Source organism: Candidatus Bathyarchaeota archaeon (assembly GCA_023131225.1).
Taxonomy (GTDB): Archaea; Thermoproteota; Bathyarchaeia; order Bathyarchaeales; family SOJC01; genus JAGLZW01.
Genome location: JAGLZW010000032.1, coordinates 1 through 14,983, shown reverse-complemented (window position 1 = coordinate 14,983; position 14,983 = coordinate 1). Strand labels below are relative to the sequence as shown.

At 43.6% G+C, this 14,983-nt stretch carries 18 protein-coding genes and 1 tRNA gene; 8 read left to right on the top strand and 11 right to left on the bottom strand.

Going from position 1 to position 14,983, the window contains the following annotated elements:
- Positions 1-32: 32 nt before the first annotated feature.
- A complete protein-coding gene (locus tag KAU88_07920; protein MCK4478434.1) occupies positions 33-257 on the bottom strand; it encodes a hypothetical protein in 225 nt (74 codons plus the stop codon).
- A 115-nt stretch (positions 258-372) separates the two neighbouring features.
- A complete protein-coding gene (locus tag KAU88_07915; GenBank protein MCK4478433.1) occupies positions 373-549 on the bottom strand; it encodes an AbrB/MazE/SpoVT family DNA-binding domain-containing protein in 177 nt (58 codons plus the stop codon).
- A gap of 101 nt (positions 550-650) precedes the next feature.
- On the opposite strand from KAU88_07915, the gene KAU88_07910 reads away from it, so the two are divergent.
- The 3 genes from KAU88_07910 to KAU88_07900 all read left to right on the top strand — a co-directional run bounded on the left by KAU88_07910 (position 651) and on the right by KAU88_07900 (position 4,372).
- The gene (locus KAU88_07910) at positions 651-1,211 is read left to right on the top strand and encodes a hypothetical protein (protein ID MCK4478432.1); all 561 of its coding nucleotides are present in this window, start codon (positions 651-653) and stop codon (positions 1,209-1,211) included.
- A 287-nt stretch (positions 1,212-1,498) separates the two neighbouring features.
- Positions 1,499-1,867, top strand: a complete 369-nt coding sequence (locus tag KAU88_07905) for a hypothetical protein (GenBank protein ID MCK4478431.1) — start codon at positions 1,499-1,501, stop codon at positions 1,865-1,867.
- A 3-nt stretch (positions 1,868-1,870) separates the two neighbouring features.
- Positions 1,871-4,372 carry a hypothetical protein gene (locus KAU88_07900; protein ID MCK4478430.1) on the top strand — a complete coding sequence of 834 codons (2,502 nt, stop codon included), beginning with the start codon at positions 1,871-1,873 and terminating at the stop codon, positions 4,370-4,372.
- A gap of 447 nt (positions 4,373-4,819) precedes the next feature.
- Here KAU88_07900 and KAU88_07895 read toward each other — a convergent pair whose 3' ends face one another.
- Positions 4,820-5,314 carry a hypothetical protein gene (locus tag KAU88_07895; GenBank protein ID MCK4478429.1) on the bottom strand — a complete coding sequence of 165 codons (495 nt, stop codon included), beginning with the start codon at positions 5,312-5,314 and terminating at the stop codon, positions 4,820-4,822.
- 2 nt (positions 5,315-5,316) lie between these two features.
- On the bottom strand, positions 5,317-5,472 hold the full coding sequence (locus KAU88_07890; protein MCK4478428.1) for an AbrB/MazE/SpoVT family DNA-binding domain-containing protein: 156 nt from the start codon (positions 5,470-5,472) through the stop codon (positions 5,317-5,319).
- 124 nt (positions 5,473-5,596) lie between these two features.
- On the opposite strand from KAU88_07890, the gene KAU88_07885 reads away from it, so the two are divergent.
- Positions 5,597-5,905 (top strand): hypothetical protein, encoded by a 309-nt coding sequence (locus tag KAU88_07885; protein ID MCK4478427.1) that lies wholly within the window; start codon positions 5,597-5,599, stop codon positions 5,903-5,905.
- 49 nt (positions 5,906-5,954) lie between these two features.
- Here KAU88_07885 and KAU88_07880 read toward each other — a convergent pair whose 3' ends face one another.
- The 5 genes from KAU88_07880 to KAU88_07860 all read right to left on the bottom strand — a co-directional run bounded on the left by KAU88_07880 (position 5,955) and on the right by KAU88_07860 (position 11,662).
- Positions 5,955-7,076 (bottom strand): tyrosine-type recombinase/integrase, encoded by a 1,122-nt coding sequence (locus KAU88_07880; protein ID MCK4478426.1) that lies wholly within the window; start codon positions 7,074-7,076, stop codon positions 5,955-5,957.
- A gap of 205 nt (positions 7,077-7,281) precedes the next feature.
- Positions 7,282-7,605, bottom strand: coding sequence for a hypothetical protein (locus KAU88_07875; protein ID MCK4478425.1), 324 nt, complete (start codon positions 7,603-7,605; stop codon positions 7,282-7,284).
- Positions 7,606-8,560: 955 nt separating this feature from the next.
- The gene (locus tag KAU88_07870) at positions 8,561-8,701 is read right to left on the bottom strand and encodes a YHS domain-containing protein (GenBank protein MCK4478424.1); all 141 of its coding nucleotides are present in this window, start codon (positions 8,699-8,701) and stop codon (positions 8,561-8,563) included.
- Between the two features lie 4 nt (positions 8,702-8,705).
- Positions 8,706-11,189 (bottom strand): copper-translocating P-type ATPase, encoded by a 2,484-nt coding sequence (locus KAU88_07865; GenBank protein MCK4478423.1) that lies wholly within the window; start codon positions 11,187-11,189, stop codon positions 8,706-8,708.
- A 32-nt stretch (positions 11,190-11,221) separates the two neighbouring features.
- Positions 11,222-11,662, bottom strand: a complete 441-nt coding sequence (locus KAU88_07860; protein MCK4478422.1) for a helix-turn-helix transcriptional regulator — start codon at positions 11,660-11,662, stop codon at positions 11,222-11,224.
- Positions 11,663-11,881: 219 nt separating this feature from the next.
- Between KAU88_07860 and KAU88_07855 the strand changes: the two genes are divergently transcribed.
- The gene (locus tag KAU88_07855; GenBank protein MCK4478421.1) at positions 11,882-12,064 is read left to right on the top strand and encodes a hypothetical protein; all 183 of its coding nucleotides are present in this window, start codon (positions 11,882-11,884) and stop codon (positions 12,062-12,064) included.
- 55 nt (positions 12,065-12,119) lie between these two features.
- Here KAU88_07855 and KAU88_07850 read toward each other — a convergent pair whose 3' ends face one another.
- Positions 12,120-13,037 carry a UbiA prenyltransferase family protein gene (locus KAU88_07850; protein ID MCK4478420.1) on the bottom strand — a complete coding sequence of 306 codons (918 nt, stop codon included), beginning with the start codon at positions 13,035-13,037 and terminating at the stop codon, positions 12,120-12,122.
- A gap of 527 nt (positions 13,038-13,564) precedes the next feature.
- Between KAU88_07850 and KAU88_07845 the strand changes: the two genes are divergently transcribed.
- Entirely contained in the window at positions 13,565-13,927 is a 363-nt protein-coding gene (locus KAU88_07845; protein MCK4478419.1) for a YkgJ family cysteine cluster protein, read from the top strand.
- 37 nt (positions 13,928-13,964) lie between these two features.
- Here KAU88_07845 and KAU88_07840 read toward each other — a convergent pair.
- Positions 13,965-14,038: transfer RNA gene (locus KAU88_07840), tRNA-Phe, on the bottom strand.
- A 234-nt stretch (positions 14,039-14,272) separates the two neighbouring features.
- On the opposite strand from KAU88_07840, the gene KAU88_07835 reads away from it, so the two are divergent.
- Both KAU88_07835 and KAU88_07830 read left to right on the top strand, forming a co-directional pair.
- Positions 14,273-14,653, top strand: a complete 381-nt coding sequence (locus tag KAU88_07835; protein ID MCK4478418.1) for a hypothetical protein — start codon at positions 14,273-14,275, stop codon at positions 14,651-14,653.
- A gap of 143 nt (positions 14,654-14,796) precedes the next feature.
- Positions 14,797-14,983, top strand: a 187-nt coding sequence (locus KAU88_07830; GenBank protein ID MCK4478417.1) for an Lrp/AsnC family transcriptional regulator, incomplete at its 3' end; no start/stop codon positions are given.

Below are 14,983 nucleotides of genomic sequence, written 5' to 3'. Positions count from 1 at the left end.
ATTGATTGTTTTTCCACATTGTTCGCACTGCATCACCTTAAATTTGGTTGCAGTTGATCTGTTAAGGGTTGAACGGCAGCCTCGCCATAGACAACGTTGCGCATTTCCCCTCGAACGTTTTGCTTCAAAATAGACAGCTTAACCCTTTTACCTAGCCACCCATCAGTATCGTCACCAAAGACCGTAGCCAATTTTTTAAGCGTTGTTTTATTAGGTGTCCATATTTTAGCCTTACCATCGGGTAACTTTACTGGCATTTCCAAGTAGGCACGCCCGAAAGTTGACTCCTCACTACTGATGTATCGAGCTTTCCCTGTAATTTCGATCGTGCTTCCGTCTTCAACAGAATCAGCGTGTAAAAACTCGTCTAAGTCACTTATTTTCGTTGGGTTCCACCTCCCTTTTTATGGGTTGAATGACGACATTACCATCTGATAGTACCGTAACGCGATCTTTATCCGTCAAATTGAAGTATCGCAGCCATGATGGCGGCATTGTAACGGCTAGGCTGTTGCCGACACGGATGATTTTTCTAGTTTCCTTGTGCATTTTTATAACCACAAGTGTTATACACCTCGTTAGTATATTATAATATGGTGGGTATTACCACACCATAAACGCCATATGGCGATGAAAAAGAGGAACACCATATGCTTAAGAAAAAAGCAATAAACCAACATAGCATTTTAGAACTTCTTGCTGGATCCCCCGACTTGTTGATAAAGCCAATGTCTAAAAGACTAGCCAAAGATTACAAATCAATTAATGAAGCGGTGCATTCCCTAGAAGAAAGGAACTATATAACAGGTATAGTAATAAAGAAAACTAGACGCGGATTAATCAAGGAGTATAGGCTCACAGAGAAAGGCATGGCTTACGCCATGGCTTACGGCGACGAAAAAATACTCCATCAAGCGCTAATAAACTATGAAAAACATTTACCCAACTACAAAGAATACTTGCAACTCACCAATTTGCTCTCACAGAAAACAATGGCAAAGCTTTTGCGGTTAGCTGGAAAAGCAACCTTAGGCTATGGAAGAGTTGCAAAAGCAGAAGATTGGCTAACATTGATAGGGAGTCATTGGGCGCGGTTTACAAGTAGTGAACGCCGAGAGATTAAGAGAGCAGCTCATGAAGTTGAATCTGTAAAACGGGGTATTCAGAAGGCAGCTAAGGATCTCTACAAGTTTGCCTTTCCAGATGAATAGACACATTCAACATAGAGGTACATGTACCCAGATTAGACCATTTGCACACTTGTGCAAATGTTGTTCTTGAAAAAATCTATTTTACTTGGTAAAATCTATAAGCAACCTTTTCACCACTAATAGTGGTAAACACTGTTTCACCACTGGGAGTAGTGAAATGTGGCGAAGAAGAAACGTGGAAGGCCTAGACTCAAGTCGGGAAGCAAAGCTCAGAAAATCTTGAGGAAGTACTGGAGACGACAGAACTGCGAACGAAAGAAAAAGAGGAAGAAGAGGAGAGGTAAAAAGTGAGACTGAGAAAACCCAAAGCCATTCAAATCGAGACACTCCACCTCGACGGCGAGGTTTTGTTCGACTTAAAAAGCCTTGATCAACTCAAAAAGATTTCCAACAAAATCTATGAAAGCCCACACGCTTTCTATGCCACGAATTATGATGGGGTTCACCGCGTTAAGAAAGAAAATTTCAAGCCAGTCATCTATCAGGTTAAAACCTTGGTTCTTGAGCCAGGCCAGACCCAAATTTACGTGAATTTCAAAACGATTATTGAACTCTCAGATAAGTTTGGAACGCCGATTTGGGAAACCGATTCTTACTTTTTGATTCTTGGTGCTGGCACTGCTTTTTTCTGTGCAAAAGAAGAGAAGAAGGGTTAGTCCTTGTCTCAAGTACCAACTACAAGTGAAATTAAAGCTGCTTACGGCGCACGCCGAGGCGATCCACGATACAAAGAATACTTGGACATTGATAAGAGTGGCAAAATTGACATGTACGATATGGTGGTGGCAGCAGGTAAGCCACCAACTACAAAGGAAGAATTAGAAGCTCGTTATGGCGTATCCACTGATATTCCAACGGGTAGTATGATTCTATCGGTTACGAAGCGTGACGAGCTTGAAGAGGTTGTTGCTAAAGCTCAGAAAAAAGAAGCAACAATCTTCGACGTGGTGGCTGTAGCTGCGAAGCCTGAGAGAACAACTTTTTACGACATAACATTCCAACCACCAACAGTAAAAGAACCAGCACTACCCAAGTCAATCACGGAACAAGTCTTAGACTTTTTCACTGGATGGCAGCATAAGGAGCAAGAAGAACAGTTTGAGAAAATGATGCGTGGTGAAGGCTTTAGTCCTCTCGAATGGGAGCGGGTGAAAACGGGTGCGGCTTCTGGAAAATTTGCTGCTAGAGCCTTTGGATCTGGAGAAAGTTTTGTTTACACAGTTGCGACAATCGCGGGCGTGAAAGGGTTGGGGAAGCCTCCTGTAGTTGCGTCGGGAGCTGCAATTTCTGCGTTGCTAGGTGATCCAAGTGGCTTAGAGGAAGTTAAAGAGTGGCACCCGCTTGAAATTGCAGGCAGCCTCTACGGGGACATTTTAGTTGGAAAAGGAATCTCAAAAGTGGTAGGTACAGCTTGGAGTGGTGCTAAATGGGCAGGCAAAAAAACAGTAGTCGCCACGAAAACGGTGGGGGCAAAAGCCTACAAGTACGTTGCAGAACCCGCTTTTAAAATCGCCAAAACTTCCCCCATGTACGAGTGGGGAGTATCCGTAAAGCCATACATTCCCTCTGCTGCTAAGACCTTCCCGTTTTACGAGATGGGCAAAGCGGTAAGGCCTTACGTTTCAACCGTTGTTAGAACCTCACCTTTCTACATAGCAGGAAAAGAATCGTACCTACTTGGCAAACAAGTTAAATGGGTCACTCAAGCGAAAATGGCAGGGTTTAAAGCCACAGCTTCAAGAGTTGCACCAGAACTTTGGGAGACATCCCCGTTCTATCCTTTTTATGAAGCTGGCAAACGTGGTTATAGCATAGCGAAAGAAGCGAAAATGCTCATGTCAAACGTGTATTTGCCCTCTGCAAAGAAAGGTGCAGTTTCACTATTAAAAACGTCTCCTTTTTATGAAATGGGCGAAGCAGCAGCCTATTACGCTCCTAAAACCTTCAAGACCTTTCCTTTCTACGAAATGGGAAAAGCAGTTTACGGTGTAGGCAAAGAACGCTACCTTTATTTCAAGGCTGCAACGGTGCCACAGATTAAACAGTTCGGAGGCAAAGTAACTCAGCTTTTCAAAGCTTCTCCAATGTGGGAAACGGGAGAGGCAGTTTACAGCATAGGAAAGGAAGCTAAACTAGCCTTCAAAGTAGTTGGCGTTCCACAGCTTCAACAGTATGGCGTTGGCTTGAAGCAACTCGTTAAAACAAGTCCTATGTATGAGATGGGAGCAACTGTTAAGGAGTTTCTACCTAAAGCCGTTAAGACTTCTCCCATGTATGAGTGGCACGGAGTAGCAGCAGACTTCTTTAAAGAATACAAGTATGGGATACAGATTCAGGCTTGGCGGATCCACTACGTTCCCTCTGCACCTTCCAGAGGCTTAATAGGAGTCGTGCCGAAAAAAGGGCTTTTTACACCTTCAAAAGCCACAGTAGATTTAATGAGTTCTCTAGGAGTTGTCACGCCTTCAGGGAAAGGCATGGCTTTAATTGTAAAGCAAACAACCATGCAAGTTACGAAGCAGACAGGCAAGCGCTTAAGCTTAATTGGTGCCGCATCCGTTTTAGGCGTGAAAACAATCCCGCCGAGACAGAAGCCTAAACGCAAAGCGAAAACCGTGATTATGACGATTCCCAAGCAGTACCCGATACTTTACCCTAAAGAGTTCCCTAGAATCTACGGCAAAGAATTAGCCGCGTTGAAGCTGAAGCCATACCCAACAGACATACAAGCTATCACCGTAGGGCAAGTTCCTAAGTCGCTGCTGACAACGTCAGAGGTGCTTGGGCTTGGCTCACTAGGGAAACAAGCGCAAAAACAATTCCTAAAGCAATCTTCCTTACTGAAACAACTTGAAACACAACTATTAAAACAAGAGCAGATACAGCCACAAATTCAAGTGCAGCTTCAAAAACAACTTATGAAACAGTCACAACTTCAACCACAGTTATGGGGATTTTCATTTCGGCAAGAGTTGCTCAAACCAAAACGGAAACGGCGAGACGACCTGTTTGGTGAATGGTTCAAACGCACTCACAAAATGGCGACGGCAGGCCAGATCGCTAAGGTGTTTGGGTTCTCTGTTCCTAAGCCACGCAAAAAGAAGAAGCGCAAGACTAAAAAGGTGAAGAAGACTAAGCGAAGACGAGCGAGGAAAAGGTAAGATTGCAAATTCAAACTGACAAACATGTGGTTTTAACCTCTCAAATCCTCAGCCGCGTAGGAAGGAAGGGGTTCTGTAGGCGTTGCATGAAGCCTCTAAAGGCTGGCGAAACCGTGGTTTGTAAAAAATCAAAGAATGGGCGTAAGTATTATCATGTGTCTTGTTGGCGTGAAATGCAATTCTAAAATTCAACGGTGGCGTGCAGCAAGTTTTACAAAATTTGGTAAAATTTGCGTTATTGGCCATGTGTAGTAATCTTTAGACAAGAAAGTGACAACTCGCCACACCGTAGCAACTTTCTGTTTTTGAGTGGTTTACCCATACCCTAACTGCCCCAAAAGTTAAACTTGTTCATAGAAGACAGCAAAAGTATAGACATTCTCTATCGCTTAGCGATTAACTTCTAGTTCATTTGAACTGAAAGTCTCTCCGCCTCGGCGGAGAAGCCTATTCCTTCTTTTCTTGCTCTAAAAACTCTGGAAACTCCCTAAATTGATCTCTAGCCATAACAGCTACACTTTGCGCTTTGTTGCAACTAGGATAGACACGCCATCCCGCCCCCAGTTTCTTCGTCATTTCCCCAGTTTCTTTCCATTCCTTAAGAGTTGGTGTTAAGATTTCTTGTCTTGCTTGAACCCTAAGGTTAGCGTAACATGTTGGACACTTATCTTCAGCAACATCTATTCTATTAGTATCATCATCAAAGTCAAAGTAGACATAAAATTCAGCGTTGCAAAGAGGGCATGTCATTTTGAAAGCACCTGCTACTTCTCTAAACTTGTCACACTCAACAACTTTGCCTTTCTGCCTTTCCTCTCCGAAAATACAAACTCTTGGAAGTGTGGATAGGTCTGAAAGACTGCTAATTATTTCTCGGTTTTTGGGTTGCTGAATATTACATTCACAGGAAGAGCAAAGGTCGTTTGCGTTCACGAAAGGCATGGTTATTCCTTCTTTTCTGCTATGAAGTGGCCGTTATCAACCCAAAGCCTAACCACATCGCCCTTCTTTATCTCTAGGTGCTTACACACTTCTTTAGGAATCGTGATTCTCAAGCTGTTTCCTACTTGCATGACGCTTAACTCAAACTTAACAGGCATACTCAAAACCTTTCACTGAATATAGGAGATGGTTTTAAATATAAGCATATCTATAGAAGATTGTAGGATTACTTTTAGAGTATCTTACGTTAGAAATAAACAATAGGAGAAGGTGAAAGAAAACATGAGTGAAAAAGCAATAGTGGAGAAGACTTTAGACAAAAACATGGTTACGGTGAAGCTAACTCTCTACAAGCCCTTCTACGACTTCATAAAAGAGTATTTGACATTTTTCGGCAGCAAATACCCTGTTGAAGACTTCTGTAGAGAGACAGTTTATCGAGAAGTGCAGCTGCTACATCAAGAACTTCAAAGTTTCATAAGCGACCCAAACGCCTACAGGCACGCTGAGAAAGATTGTTGGAACAACAAGTGGATGCACATAGCAATCACTTCAACACCTGACAATCCAGAAGATGGCAAAGAAAGTTAGAGGCTTTTCGCCCCTAAAACCCCTTCTTTTTTCTAACGTTAGAGTTTTTTCAGCCTTCCCCGTTTATGTACTGGCGAAGCAAGCTTTCAAGCGCGTCTATACGCTTCTCAAGGCTTGCACGTTCAACTCTCTCGGTTTCTAGCTGATCTCTAAGCTTCAACGTTTCTGAATGTGGCGTTTCCCGCGTGAAGTTGCAGTGTTGATATGCTTTCTTTATTAGATCCATGTCTTTTCTGTCGTAGTACGCGGCGCGGCTTCCAGAAATCACGTGCCCCATCAGTTGTTCCTTATCATCGTCGTCAATGTTTGTTTGCCGTACAATCTTGCGGAAGGCTTTCCTTATGGTGTGTGTAGTGATTGTTTTCGGGTCAAACCCTGTTCTTTTCACGCATTTCTTCACTATTTCCCACACGTAGCTTTGGCTTATCGCCTTATTTCCGTACGTGGCGAATAATGGTCTGTTGGGGCTGCTCTCTTTATGTTTGACCTCGCAGAACCGCTTTAAAGCGGTTGCGCCTTCGCCGTTAATGAAGGTGTAATAGAAATTTATGTCGCGTCCTCTTAGCTTGTAGTCTAGTTGTGGCGTAATCTTCAAGGTTATTGTGTTTTGCTCTAGCTGGTCTTTCACGTCGCCATAAGTTATGTGCTCTACAACATTCACTCTTACGCCGCTTTGAAAGAGAAATAGTAAGAGAGCTTTATCTCGAAGGTTGCCAGCCATATCAATAATCTGGAACATTTCCTTCTTGTTAGGTATGTGCTCGATTGCAGCTTTCTTCAGGGTCATGTGGAAATAATGTTTGCCGCCTCTGCCACTGTCGAAAGGAAGCCTTTCACCATCTTTGTTTCTGTAGAAGCTTTTCAACGCGGTTAAGTCGCTTCGCGCTACGGATGGGTGATCTCTCACGTTTGCTTGGACATACTTCCACGCTAAATCTCTAGCCTTAAACTTGTCTAGGCTACGCCACTCTTCAGGTTCAACGTTCATAGTCATGCAGAATCTTAAAAGCCGACTCGCGAAACCTCTCCTAGTTTCTTCTGGACGGCTACTTAACCACTCTTCAACTTCGCGGAAGTCATGAATGAAAACTTCGTGTGTTCTCGTCTTGGAAGACTTGGGGTTTCTCTTGTACTCTTCTAGCAGTTTTCTGTATTTCTCAAGCTTTTGCATAACAGTATTTAATGCGGTATCTCAATATTAAACTATCGGTTTCAAGCAAGACCTTGGATTTGATACCATAATACATGAGAATGCACGCGCACTCCAAAAAAATGTTTTTGTTAAACACTATACTCCCCATGGAATTAAGATGTTAAAGGTTGTCTACGATAAGGCAAATTTGAGAGTATTTGGAGGCTAGCCCTCCTTACCTTCCTCAAGTATATAGACTTGCAACACCAATGTTATGCAACCCCCCTAACAAATTCATAACTCCAAATCCCAAAGCCATTATTGTTATTAAAGCTGCAACCCTACCAGAATATCTGTTTTGAATTCTGAACAAAAGTAAGTAGGTGAACAAAAGAGTAGGGATATAGAATATCAAAGCTCCCCAAGCTCCTAAAGGCCAGCCTAGAGGGTTCATTTCTCCCGCCACGCCTAGATAATCTATAACATATAGAGTCGTAATTAAATCGAACGCCCAACAACAAAGAGGAATAATATGTAAATACAAAAGCTTTCTTTTTGTACTATCCATCAAGCTTTTTTCCCTCAGGAAATATCTTTCAAAACTGATATGGTGACTCATTGAAGTAAGGATTATGAAATATAGATAAAGATGGGACATTCAGCTTAAAGGGGAAGTCGACTCCTATATTTTAAAAAGCGAAGCTATTGAGCTTGTTAGGAATACCAGTAAATCTTTGCCTTCCAAAAAACGTTGTCAAAAGGGCGAGAACCCATAGATTAAATCTTTCAAGAATCACCGAACAAGGCCCAAACAGCATTTTGGATTATCTGGAGACTCAAAATCTACAGGCAAGCTCAAAGTTTCTTGGTTTAGCTTTTTTTATGAAAGAGGGTGAAGTGCCGAGGGCCGGGTTTGAACCAGCGACCAGTGGTGATATCACTCCGCAAATCCCCATTTTTTATGCGGCTCCCACTCGGTTTTCTGGCTTCTTCCGATGCTTTATAACCTAACAAGTAGATTGTTGTTGATATTGTGAATGCACAAAATATGCCAAAATTATAGCTATCATTGGTGCCGCTTCCAAGGCTTCCCTGAAAGCCAGTAAAAATTGGCCAATCAACAATATTGTTCTCCCATTTTTCTTAAATCAGTTTTTCTAATCCCATTTCACTCGGGTCATGATGTTTGTGCATAATCAGATTTTCAGTATGTCGGGCCGAATCCAGCCTCTGCAGAATCCTTTAGGTCATCTCTCGTTGAGATGGTGATAATAGAAGGACAATTCCAAATTCACCTTTCCGCTACTTTAATGCGTGACTCGTAATCTCTAGAGAACAAGCGTTATGTTTTGCGCAGTAATCTTGGCATTTTTCAGCCCATAATCTTTTCTTATACAAGAGCTTGCATATCTCGCACACGTAAAATTTCTCGCCATTTTTACGTATTTCACGTACCATTTCAAATCACCTATAGATATTTATTATGTAGTGTATGTCGCAATTGATCCTTCTTGCTTTTGACACTATTCAGTGTACTTTTGCGGGTTCGCTTCGAAGGCTTTCAGGCATCCTGGTGCACAGTAGTACGTCTTTCCCTTATGTGTCGCCTTGTACTTTGCGGTCTTCTCGTCTACATCCATCCCACAAACAAGATCATTTGCCATCGTTTCACCTCCTTTCCAGATAATCTGGTTGGATGTTAGCTCTTCTTAGAAGGTTTGCGTTAGTAACCACGGTTACTGAACTAGTTGCCATGGCGATCTCAGCTATTACGGGGTGTGCAAGGCCTAACATCGCAAATGGGATCATGACAACGTTGTAGAAGAATGCCCAGAATAAGTTCTGCTTTATCTTTCGAAAAGTCGCTCGAGACAGTTTTACAGCTTTAACCACATCTGACAAGTTGCCTCTCACGAGTACAATGTCTCCTGCTTCGATAGCTATGTCCGTTCCAGTGCCTATTGCGATGCCGACGTCAGCTTGGGTGAGGGCTGGCGCATCGTTTATCCCGTCGCCAACCATAGCGACGAGTCCAACTTCTTTCTGAAGTCTCTGAATCTCAGCCACCTTCTTATCTGGTAGCACCTCAGCTAAGACCTTAGATATGCCGACCTTCCTTGCGATGGCGTCTCCAGTTCGTCTGTTGTCTCCTGTAAGCATCGTTGTCTGAAGACCCAAACTTTCTAGTTCAGCAATAGCTCCCACAGAGTCCTCCTTGAGGGTGTCAGCTTCCGCCACGACTCCGACACACTTCTTGTCTTTGGCGACAAGTACTGCAGTCTTCGCTTCATCCTCCAACCTCTTGAGTTCCGGTTCCAAGCTGCTGTAGTCAATTCCCTCCTCATCCATAAGCTTCCTGTTGCCGACTAGTACAGTGCTCTGCCCTTTGAGCTCCCCCTTGATTCCTCTCCCAACAATTGCCTCGAACTTTTCCAGCTTCACTAATTCAAGTCCTTCATCCTCGGCTTTTCTAATAATGGCTTCGGCTAAGGGGTGCTCAGATCCTTTCTCGACACTGGCAGCTAACCTCAAGACTTCCTTCTCGTGAAATCCTTTCACAGGAATTGTATCCGTCACCTCAGGTTGTCCTTTAGTTATTGTGCCAGTTTTGTCGAAAACCATCACTTTGACGTCTTTCAACGTTTGGATTGCTTCTCCCCGCCTGATCAAGACACCATTCTCAGCACCCATCCCACTGCCAACCATGAGAACCGTTGGCGTTGCCAGCCCGAGAGCGCAGGGGCACGCAATAACCAGCGTCGCCACAGTAGCAAATATTGCCAATGAAAATACGCTCAATGTCGGATCAACCCAAGGAAGGAACTGACTTGCCCAATCACCGACACTGCCTATAGCTCCTGGAAAGGCTATCCATAGGACTAGTGTTATGGAGGCTAGGGCTAGGACTGTCGGGACGAAATAGCTGGTCACACGGTCTGCGAATTCTTGGATTGGCACTTTTGAACTTTGAGCCTCTTCCACCATCTTTATGACCTGAGAGAGAAAGGTGTCTTTTCCAATCTTAGTTGCTCTGACTTTTAGGAGTCCCCTCTGGTTGATTGTAGCGCCAATGACCTCATCGCCTAGCCTTTTCTGTACAGGCATAGACTCTCCAGTAGCCATCGACTCGTCGACGCCGCTCTCACCTTCTAAGACCACGCCGTCCGTTGGTATCTTTTCGCCTGGTCGCACAATCATGATGCTACCTACTTCAACCTCGTCAATGGAAACCTCAACTTCCTTTCCTTCTCGAAGTATTCTCGCTGTCTTTGCCTCAAGTTCGAGGAGCCTTCTGATGGCTTGGGACGCTTTTCCCTTGGCCTTTGCTTCAATGTATCTTCCCATCAGGTGAAACGACATGATCATGGCGCCTACTCCCGCATAGTTAGCCATAGGCATGAAGAAAGATAATGGTCCTGTTAGGAAGGAAGCTAGTGTTCCCAGCATGATAAGTACATCCATGTTCGCGGCGCGATGCGTTATGGCCTTTGCGGCTGATTTGTAGGTAGTCCATCCTGGATAGAAGAGAACTGGAGCTGCGATAAGGATCATACCAAGGTTAAACACCGTTGAGTTAGGCCAGCTGACTCCAAAGACCATTTCAGGAATCATCCAAAGCGTGATAGGTATCGTAAGCGCCCATGAGATGAGGACTCTTCTCCTTGCTGTTGAGAATGCTTGGAGTTCTCTAGCTTCTTCCTCCTCAAACCTCACACGTTGATTCTCTCTGCCTAGAACTTGGTACCCAACATCTTCTACGGCATCCTTAATCTCTTCATAGCTTGTTTCGCTTAGACCGTAGGTGACAGTTGCCTTCTCGGTAGCCAGATTAACGCTTGCTTCTCTTACACCCTTCTTCTTACTCAGAGCCTTTTCGATGGTTTGGGCACAAGAAGCACATGTCATTCCTCCGATCCTCATCGTAATCCTCCGGGTCCCCTCAGCCACATTATAGCCTGAGTCCTTGATGACCTCTGCCAGTTTCTTCTCATTTGTCATCTTGTCATCATATTCAATGTACGCAGTCTCTGTTGCAAAATTCACTGAAGCTTTATCCACTCCATCGGATTTCAACAACGCCTTCTCTATTGTTTGCGCACAAGTAGCGCAGTGCATTCCACTGATTTTGATTCGACCTTTTTGTTTGGTCATTCAAATCTTCTCCATCTTGATCTTCAAGTTGATTAGGTTGCTGTAGGTAACTCGTTTTTGTAGGCTTGAGCACAGTGAACGCAACAAAAGATCCTTTCTTTGTCACCTGTAACCTCTCGGTATCCCCCTTCGTAAATTTTGCAGCCGCAGTGAAAACATATACTTAGGTTCGGCGCGATGGCCATAGAGACCATTGACGCTATCCGCTTGTAGATACGGGCAGCTAATACCTTTCCTGTAGCTGTCAACTCGTACACTTTCTTCGGCTTCTGGCCCACAGGTTTTCTAGTCGACGTCACCAAACCATTCTTTTCAAGCTTTTTCAGAAATGGATAGAGCAGACTTGGGTTGACTGGCTTGCCTATTCGGTCCTCAACCTCTTTCATGATTCCATATCCATGAAGAGGTTTCTCGCTGAGAAGTAGAACTATAGATGATCTTATCATGTCTAAAGCGATGTCTTCGCTCAACATTATATATATTACCCAAAAATATATTATTATCAGATATATTTAAATATTACTCATTTCACAATCACCAAGAAACTGGAATTAGGCTCTCGCCGTTAGTGTGTCTCCAAACAAAGTTTAATAGCTATAATGGTTATTAAAAAGGAGAAAAGTACATGCCACGAATAGATGTGATTGGTGTTTTCAACACAATCATCCCATGTTTAGGGAGGATGTGCCGACATGGAAATTAAAATTGGAGATAAGATAAAAATTCCAGCGGATGAGAAGTTTCATCCAGAGAGGGGACACTTCGGAAAATGTGTGTGGATAAGTGAAGACGGAAAAAATGCAGCGCTAATGTGTGAAAGGAGCCACGAAGGCAAAAAAACTGCTTTCATGGTGAAAATCAATTCTGAGAAATGAGCTGCTAGAAAGAGCGCGAGTCTTCAATTATCTATAGACGGCTTTGTCAAGTCCTTCAAAAGATGGCTATTTCCACTAGAATTATATAACCCAACATTAGTGTTGCCCCGATAATTCCATACTTTGTGGCAGTTTTTTGCATACTCATGACGTTTTCTACTGATGGCTTCTTTAACAAAGCAGCATAGCGCTTGAGGATCGGTATGGAAGGGGGGAGGAGTATGAAAAACATGAACAAATGTTTGTAAGCGAGTAAGCCAAAAACCGAATAGACAAATGGCAAGAAACATGCTGATAGAAACAAGAATCCAGCGACAATGGCACCATTCTTCCTGCCATACTTGACAACAAAAGTGTGAATCCCCATTTTGCGATCTACCTCATAGTCTCCAACCGCTTGAATGATATGGCCACCACAGTGAATTAGCATTAACGGAACGACACCTAAAACAATTAGTGAACTATTGGAGCCTAGCTTGCCAGTTAACTCCAACCCCATCAAGAATGGCATGAAGCCAGCACCTATACCTGAAACAATGAAGTCCACAACTGGCACAGTTTTCAGTCTGAAAGGGGGAGCAGAATACGCGATTCCGAATGCAAGATAGATGAGAAACAGCCATACAAGATTTGGCTCAACAAAAACTACTGAGACTAAACACGAGATTGCTAAAAGAAAGGAAAAGATTAGTGCTGTCCATGGCGTTATCTTCCCAGAAGCCACAGGCAAACTAGACTTGAACTCGTTCACCTGATCTTCTTTTCGGTCGAAGTATTGGTTCAAGATGAAAATACTGGCTGTGGCAAGTGAGAACGCAAACAAGACAACAACGAAACGATCAAGAGGAGGCAAACTTAGGAAGATGCTTCCGAGGCCGAAACTAAAAATCCACCCAAGCCAACTTCCAACTCTCGTAACCCTAAGGTATTCCATACTCGTTGAGAACAATTGGACTACCTGAAAAGTTTTCACCAGCCTTCACAATTTCAATCTTATACTCTAGTTATCGAATACACTTAAACTATTTTTGCTGAAAGCTTCACGCGCGTGGCTAAGCAGTCTTTCTCAGCCTTCCCGACAAGTGGCTCTTCCGATAGCGCAACCTCTCTTTTTCTTCCTTAGGGAGCAGGAAAACTGGAAGTCCCTCCACCTTCTTTGGGCATCCCCATCTGCTAGGTTGAAAAACCTTAATATCCTTCGTCAAAGAACAACCTCACAGCACGCAAGTTTGCGTGTTAACAATTATTTAAACTTTAGCACCCATGACCTCCACAAACGGGATTTCCAAGTTTCCATCATTAGTTGCCCTACCAGTTTTCATAGTGGCAACATTACTAGCAGTCATAATTTACAGAGAAAATGCTTTATGCGCACAATGAAAAATGTTAAAGGTTGTGAGAAGACTTTCACAATCAATCCCGTGGCGCACGTGCGCAGAGTGGACCGGCCTGTAGAGAGGGGAATGTGATGAAAGGAGGTTTGAAGAGGTGAGACACTCGTTGGCAAGCGGTATCCCCTGTGTAAAACGTAAATGTGTAAAGTGCTGCTTGGAAACGAGAATGCCTCTTTCCAATCTTGATTTAAGGAGAATTCTAAAGCTCAATTATGAACTCGAGTACTTCGCAGTGAAAACAGACGGGGGATGGCGTTTAAAGAACAACCGTGGAAGGTGCGTTTTTCTCCAAGAAAAGGGTTGTCGAATATATCCCCATCGACCTGACGGATGCAAGCTATACCCGCTAGTATACGATGAAACCCTAAAAAAAGCAGTGATCGACCCGATCTGTCCCTACGGTTACTTATTTGAGGCCCAAAAGAACGATGTCGAAAAATTGAAAACCCTCCTCGAAAACTCACTTTAAAATATCTAAAAGCATCAATTCGCAAAACCGCGCACGATGCCGAGGGCCGGGTTTGAACCGGCGACAACCCGGTCTTCAGCCGGGTGCTCTCCCAGGCTGAGCTACCTCGGCAACATGCTCAAATCATGTATACGACATCTTTAAGTTTTTCTAGACCACCTTTCTAAGACTCGTTTCTGCCAAAGCTTAACTAGAAGGTCAACTCACCTAAAATTTAGAAAACCCCGAAACTGTTGAGGAGAGCAGACCCCTTGCAAAAGGGCATCCAACAACCCCTCTATTATCCCATTAACTGAGTAGCCTCAACAGCGGGACAGACATCATACTAATGGAATCCTCATCAATATGAAAAAGAAACACATTCTCTTTAACGTTGCAGGGATTGCGGGCATCTCCTCGCTAATTGTGGTTATGGCTTATTTCGTTAACGTTTTATTGCTGTCTTCAAATGAGATAGTTTCTCCAACAGACGCATTGTTCATTGAAGGAGTTGGATTTTTGCTGATTGGTTCGCTGCTTTTGCTAGGTAGAGGGGGGATAAATCTTTGGAGCAAGAAAGCGGCAATTTTGTCTGCAACTGCCGAGGCCGTGTATGGTGCTGACACTGTTGGTCCCGCTGAGACTATGAGAAAAGACGCTTGGAAGTCGAAAGGGTTTGTTCGTGCAGGACTAATCTTGGTGCTGACTGGAGTATTCATGTTTGCTGTATACTTTCTAACTCTCTAGCCAATCACGTGAAAAGTGGCCTCCTGCACGTTTGAGGGTTAGTTGAGAGCCGCAAGACTAAAGCACACACGGGAGTCCAGCAGCGCAGTAGAACGTAATAGGTGTTATATGTCTCTTCCGCAAATTTAGAATAGGTGACATTCGTGGAAGCGTATGTCTTAGTTAACTGCGAAGCCGGTGAATCCTGGGAAATTGCCAAAGCTGCGCTTAAGGTAGAGAACGTGAAGATGGCGCATGCTGTTACTGGTCAGTATGATGTAGTTGCCTTTGTTGAGTTTGTTGACATGGACGTGTTGACGGACATTCTTGGCAGGTTTCAGACTATGAATG

Excerpts from the sequence above, each read along its gene's own strand:
- KAU88_07910 (MCK4478432.1), top strand. The coding sequence starts at position 651 with ATGCTTAAGAAAAAAGCAATAAACCAACATAGCATTTTAGAACTTCTT.
- KAU88_07890 (MCK4478428.1), bottom strand. The coding sequence starts at position 5,472 with ATGCCTGTTAAGTTTGAGTTAAGCGTCATGCAAGTAGGAAACAGCTTG.
- KAU88_07855 (MCK4478421.1), top strand. The coding sequence starts at position 11,882 with ATGGAAATTAAAATTGGAGATAAGATAAAAATTCCAGCGGATGAGAAG.
- KAU88_07915 (MCK4478433.1), bottom strand. The coding sequence starts at position 549 with ATGCACAAGGAAACTAGAAAAATCATCCGTGTCGGCAACAGCCTAGCC.
- KAU88_07885 (MCK4478427.1), top strand. The coding sequence starts at position 5,597 with ATGAGTGAAAAAGCAATAGTGGAGAAGACTTTAGACAAAAACATGGTT.
- KAU88_07870 (MCK4478424.1), bottom strand. The coding sequence starts at position 8,701 with ATGGCAAATGATCTTGTTTGTGGGATGGATGTAGACGAGAAGACCGCA.
- KAU88_07895 (MCK4478429.1), bottom strand. The coding sequence starts at position 5,314 with ATGCCTTTCGTGAACGCAAACGACCTTTGCTCTTCCTGTGAATGTAAT.
- KAU88_07875 (MCK4478425.1), bottom strand. The coding sequence starts at position 7,605 with ATGGATAGTACAAAAAGAAAGCTTTTGTATTTACATATTATTCCTCTT.
- KAU88_07920 (MCK4478434.1), bottom strand. The coding sequence starts at position 257 with ATGCCAGTAAAGTTACCCGATGGTAAGGCTAAAATATGGACACCTAAT.
- KAU88_07835 (MCK4478418.1), top strand. The coding sequence starts at position 14,273 with ATGAAAAAGAAACACATTCTCTTTAACGTTGCAGGGATTGCGGGCATC.
- KAU88_07865 (MCK4478423.1), bottom strand. The coding sequence starts at position 11,189 with ATGACCAAACAAAAAGGTCGAATCAAAATCAGTGGAATGCACTGCGCT.
- KAU88_07860 (MCK4478422.1), bottom strand. The coding sequence starts at position 11,662 with ATGTTGAGCGAAGACATCGCTTTAGACATGATAAGATCATCTATAGTT.
- KAU88_07880 (MCK4478426.1), bottom strand. The coding sequence starts at position 7,076 with ATGCAAAAGCTTGAGAAATACAGAAAACTGCTAGAAGAGTACAAGAGA.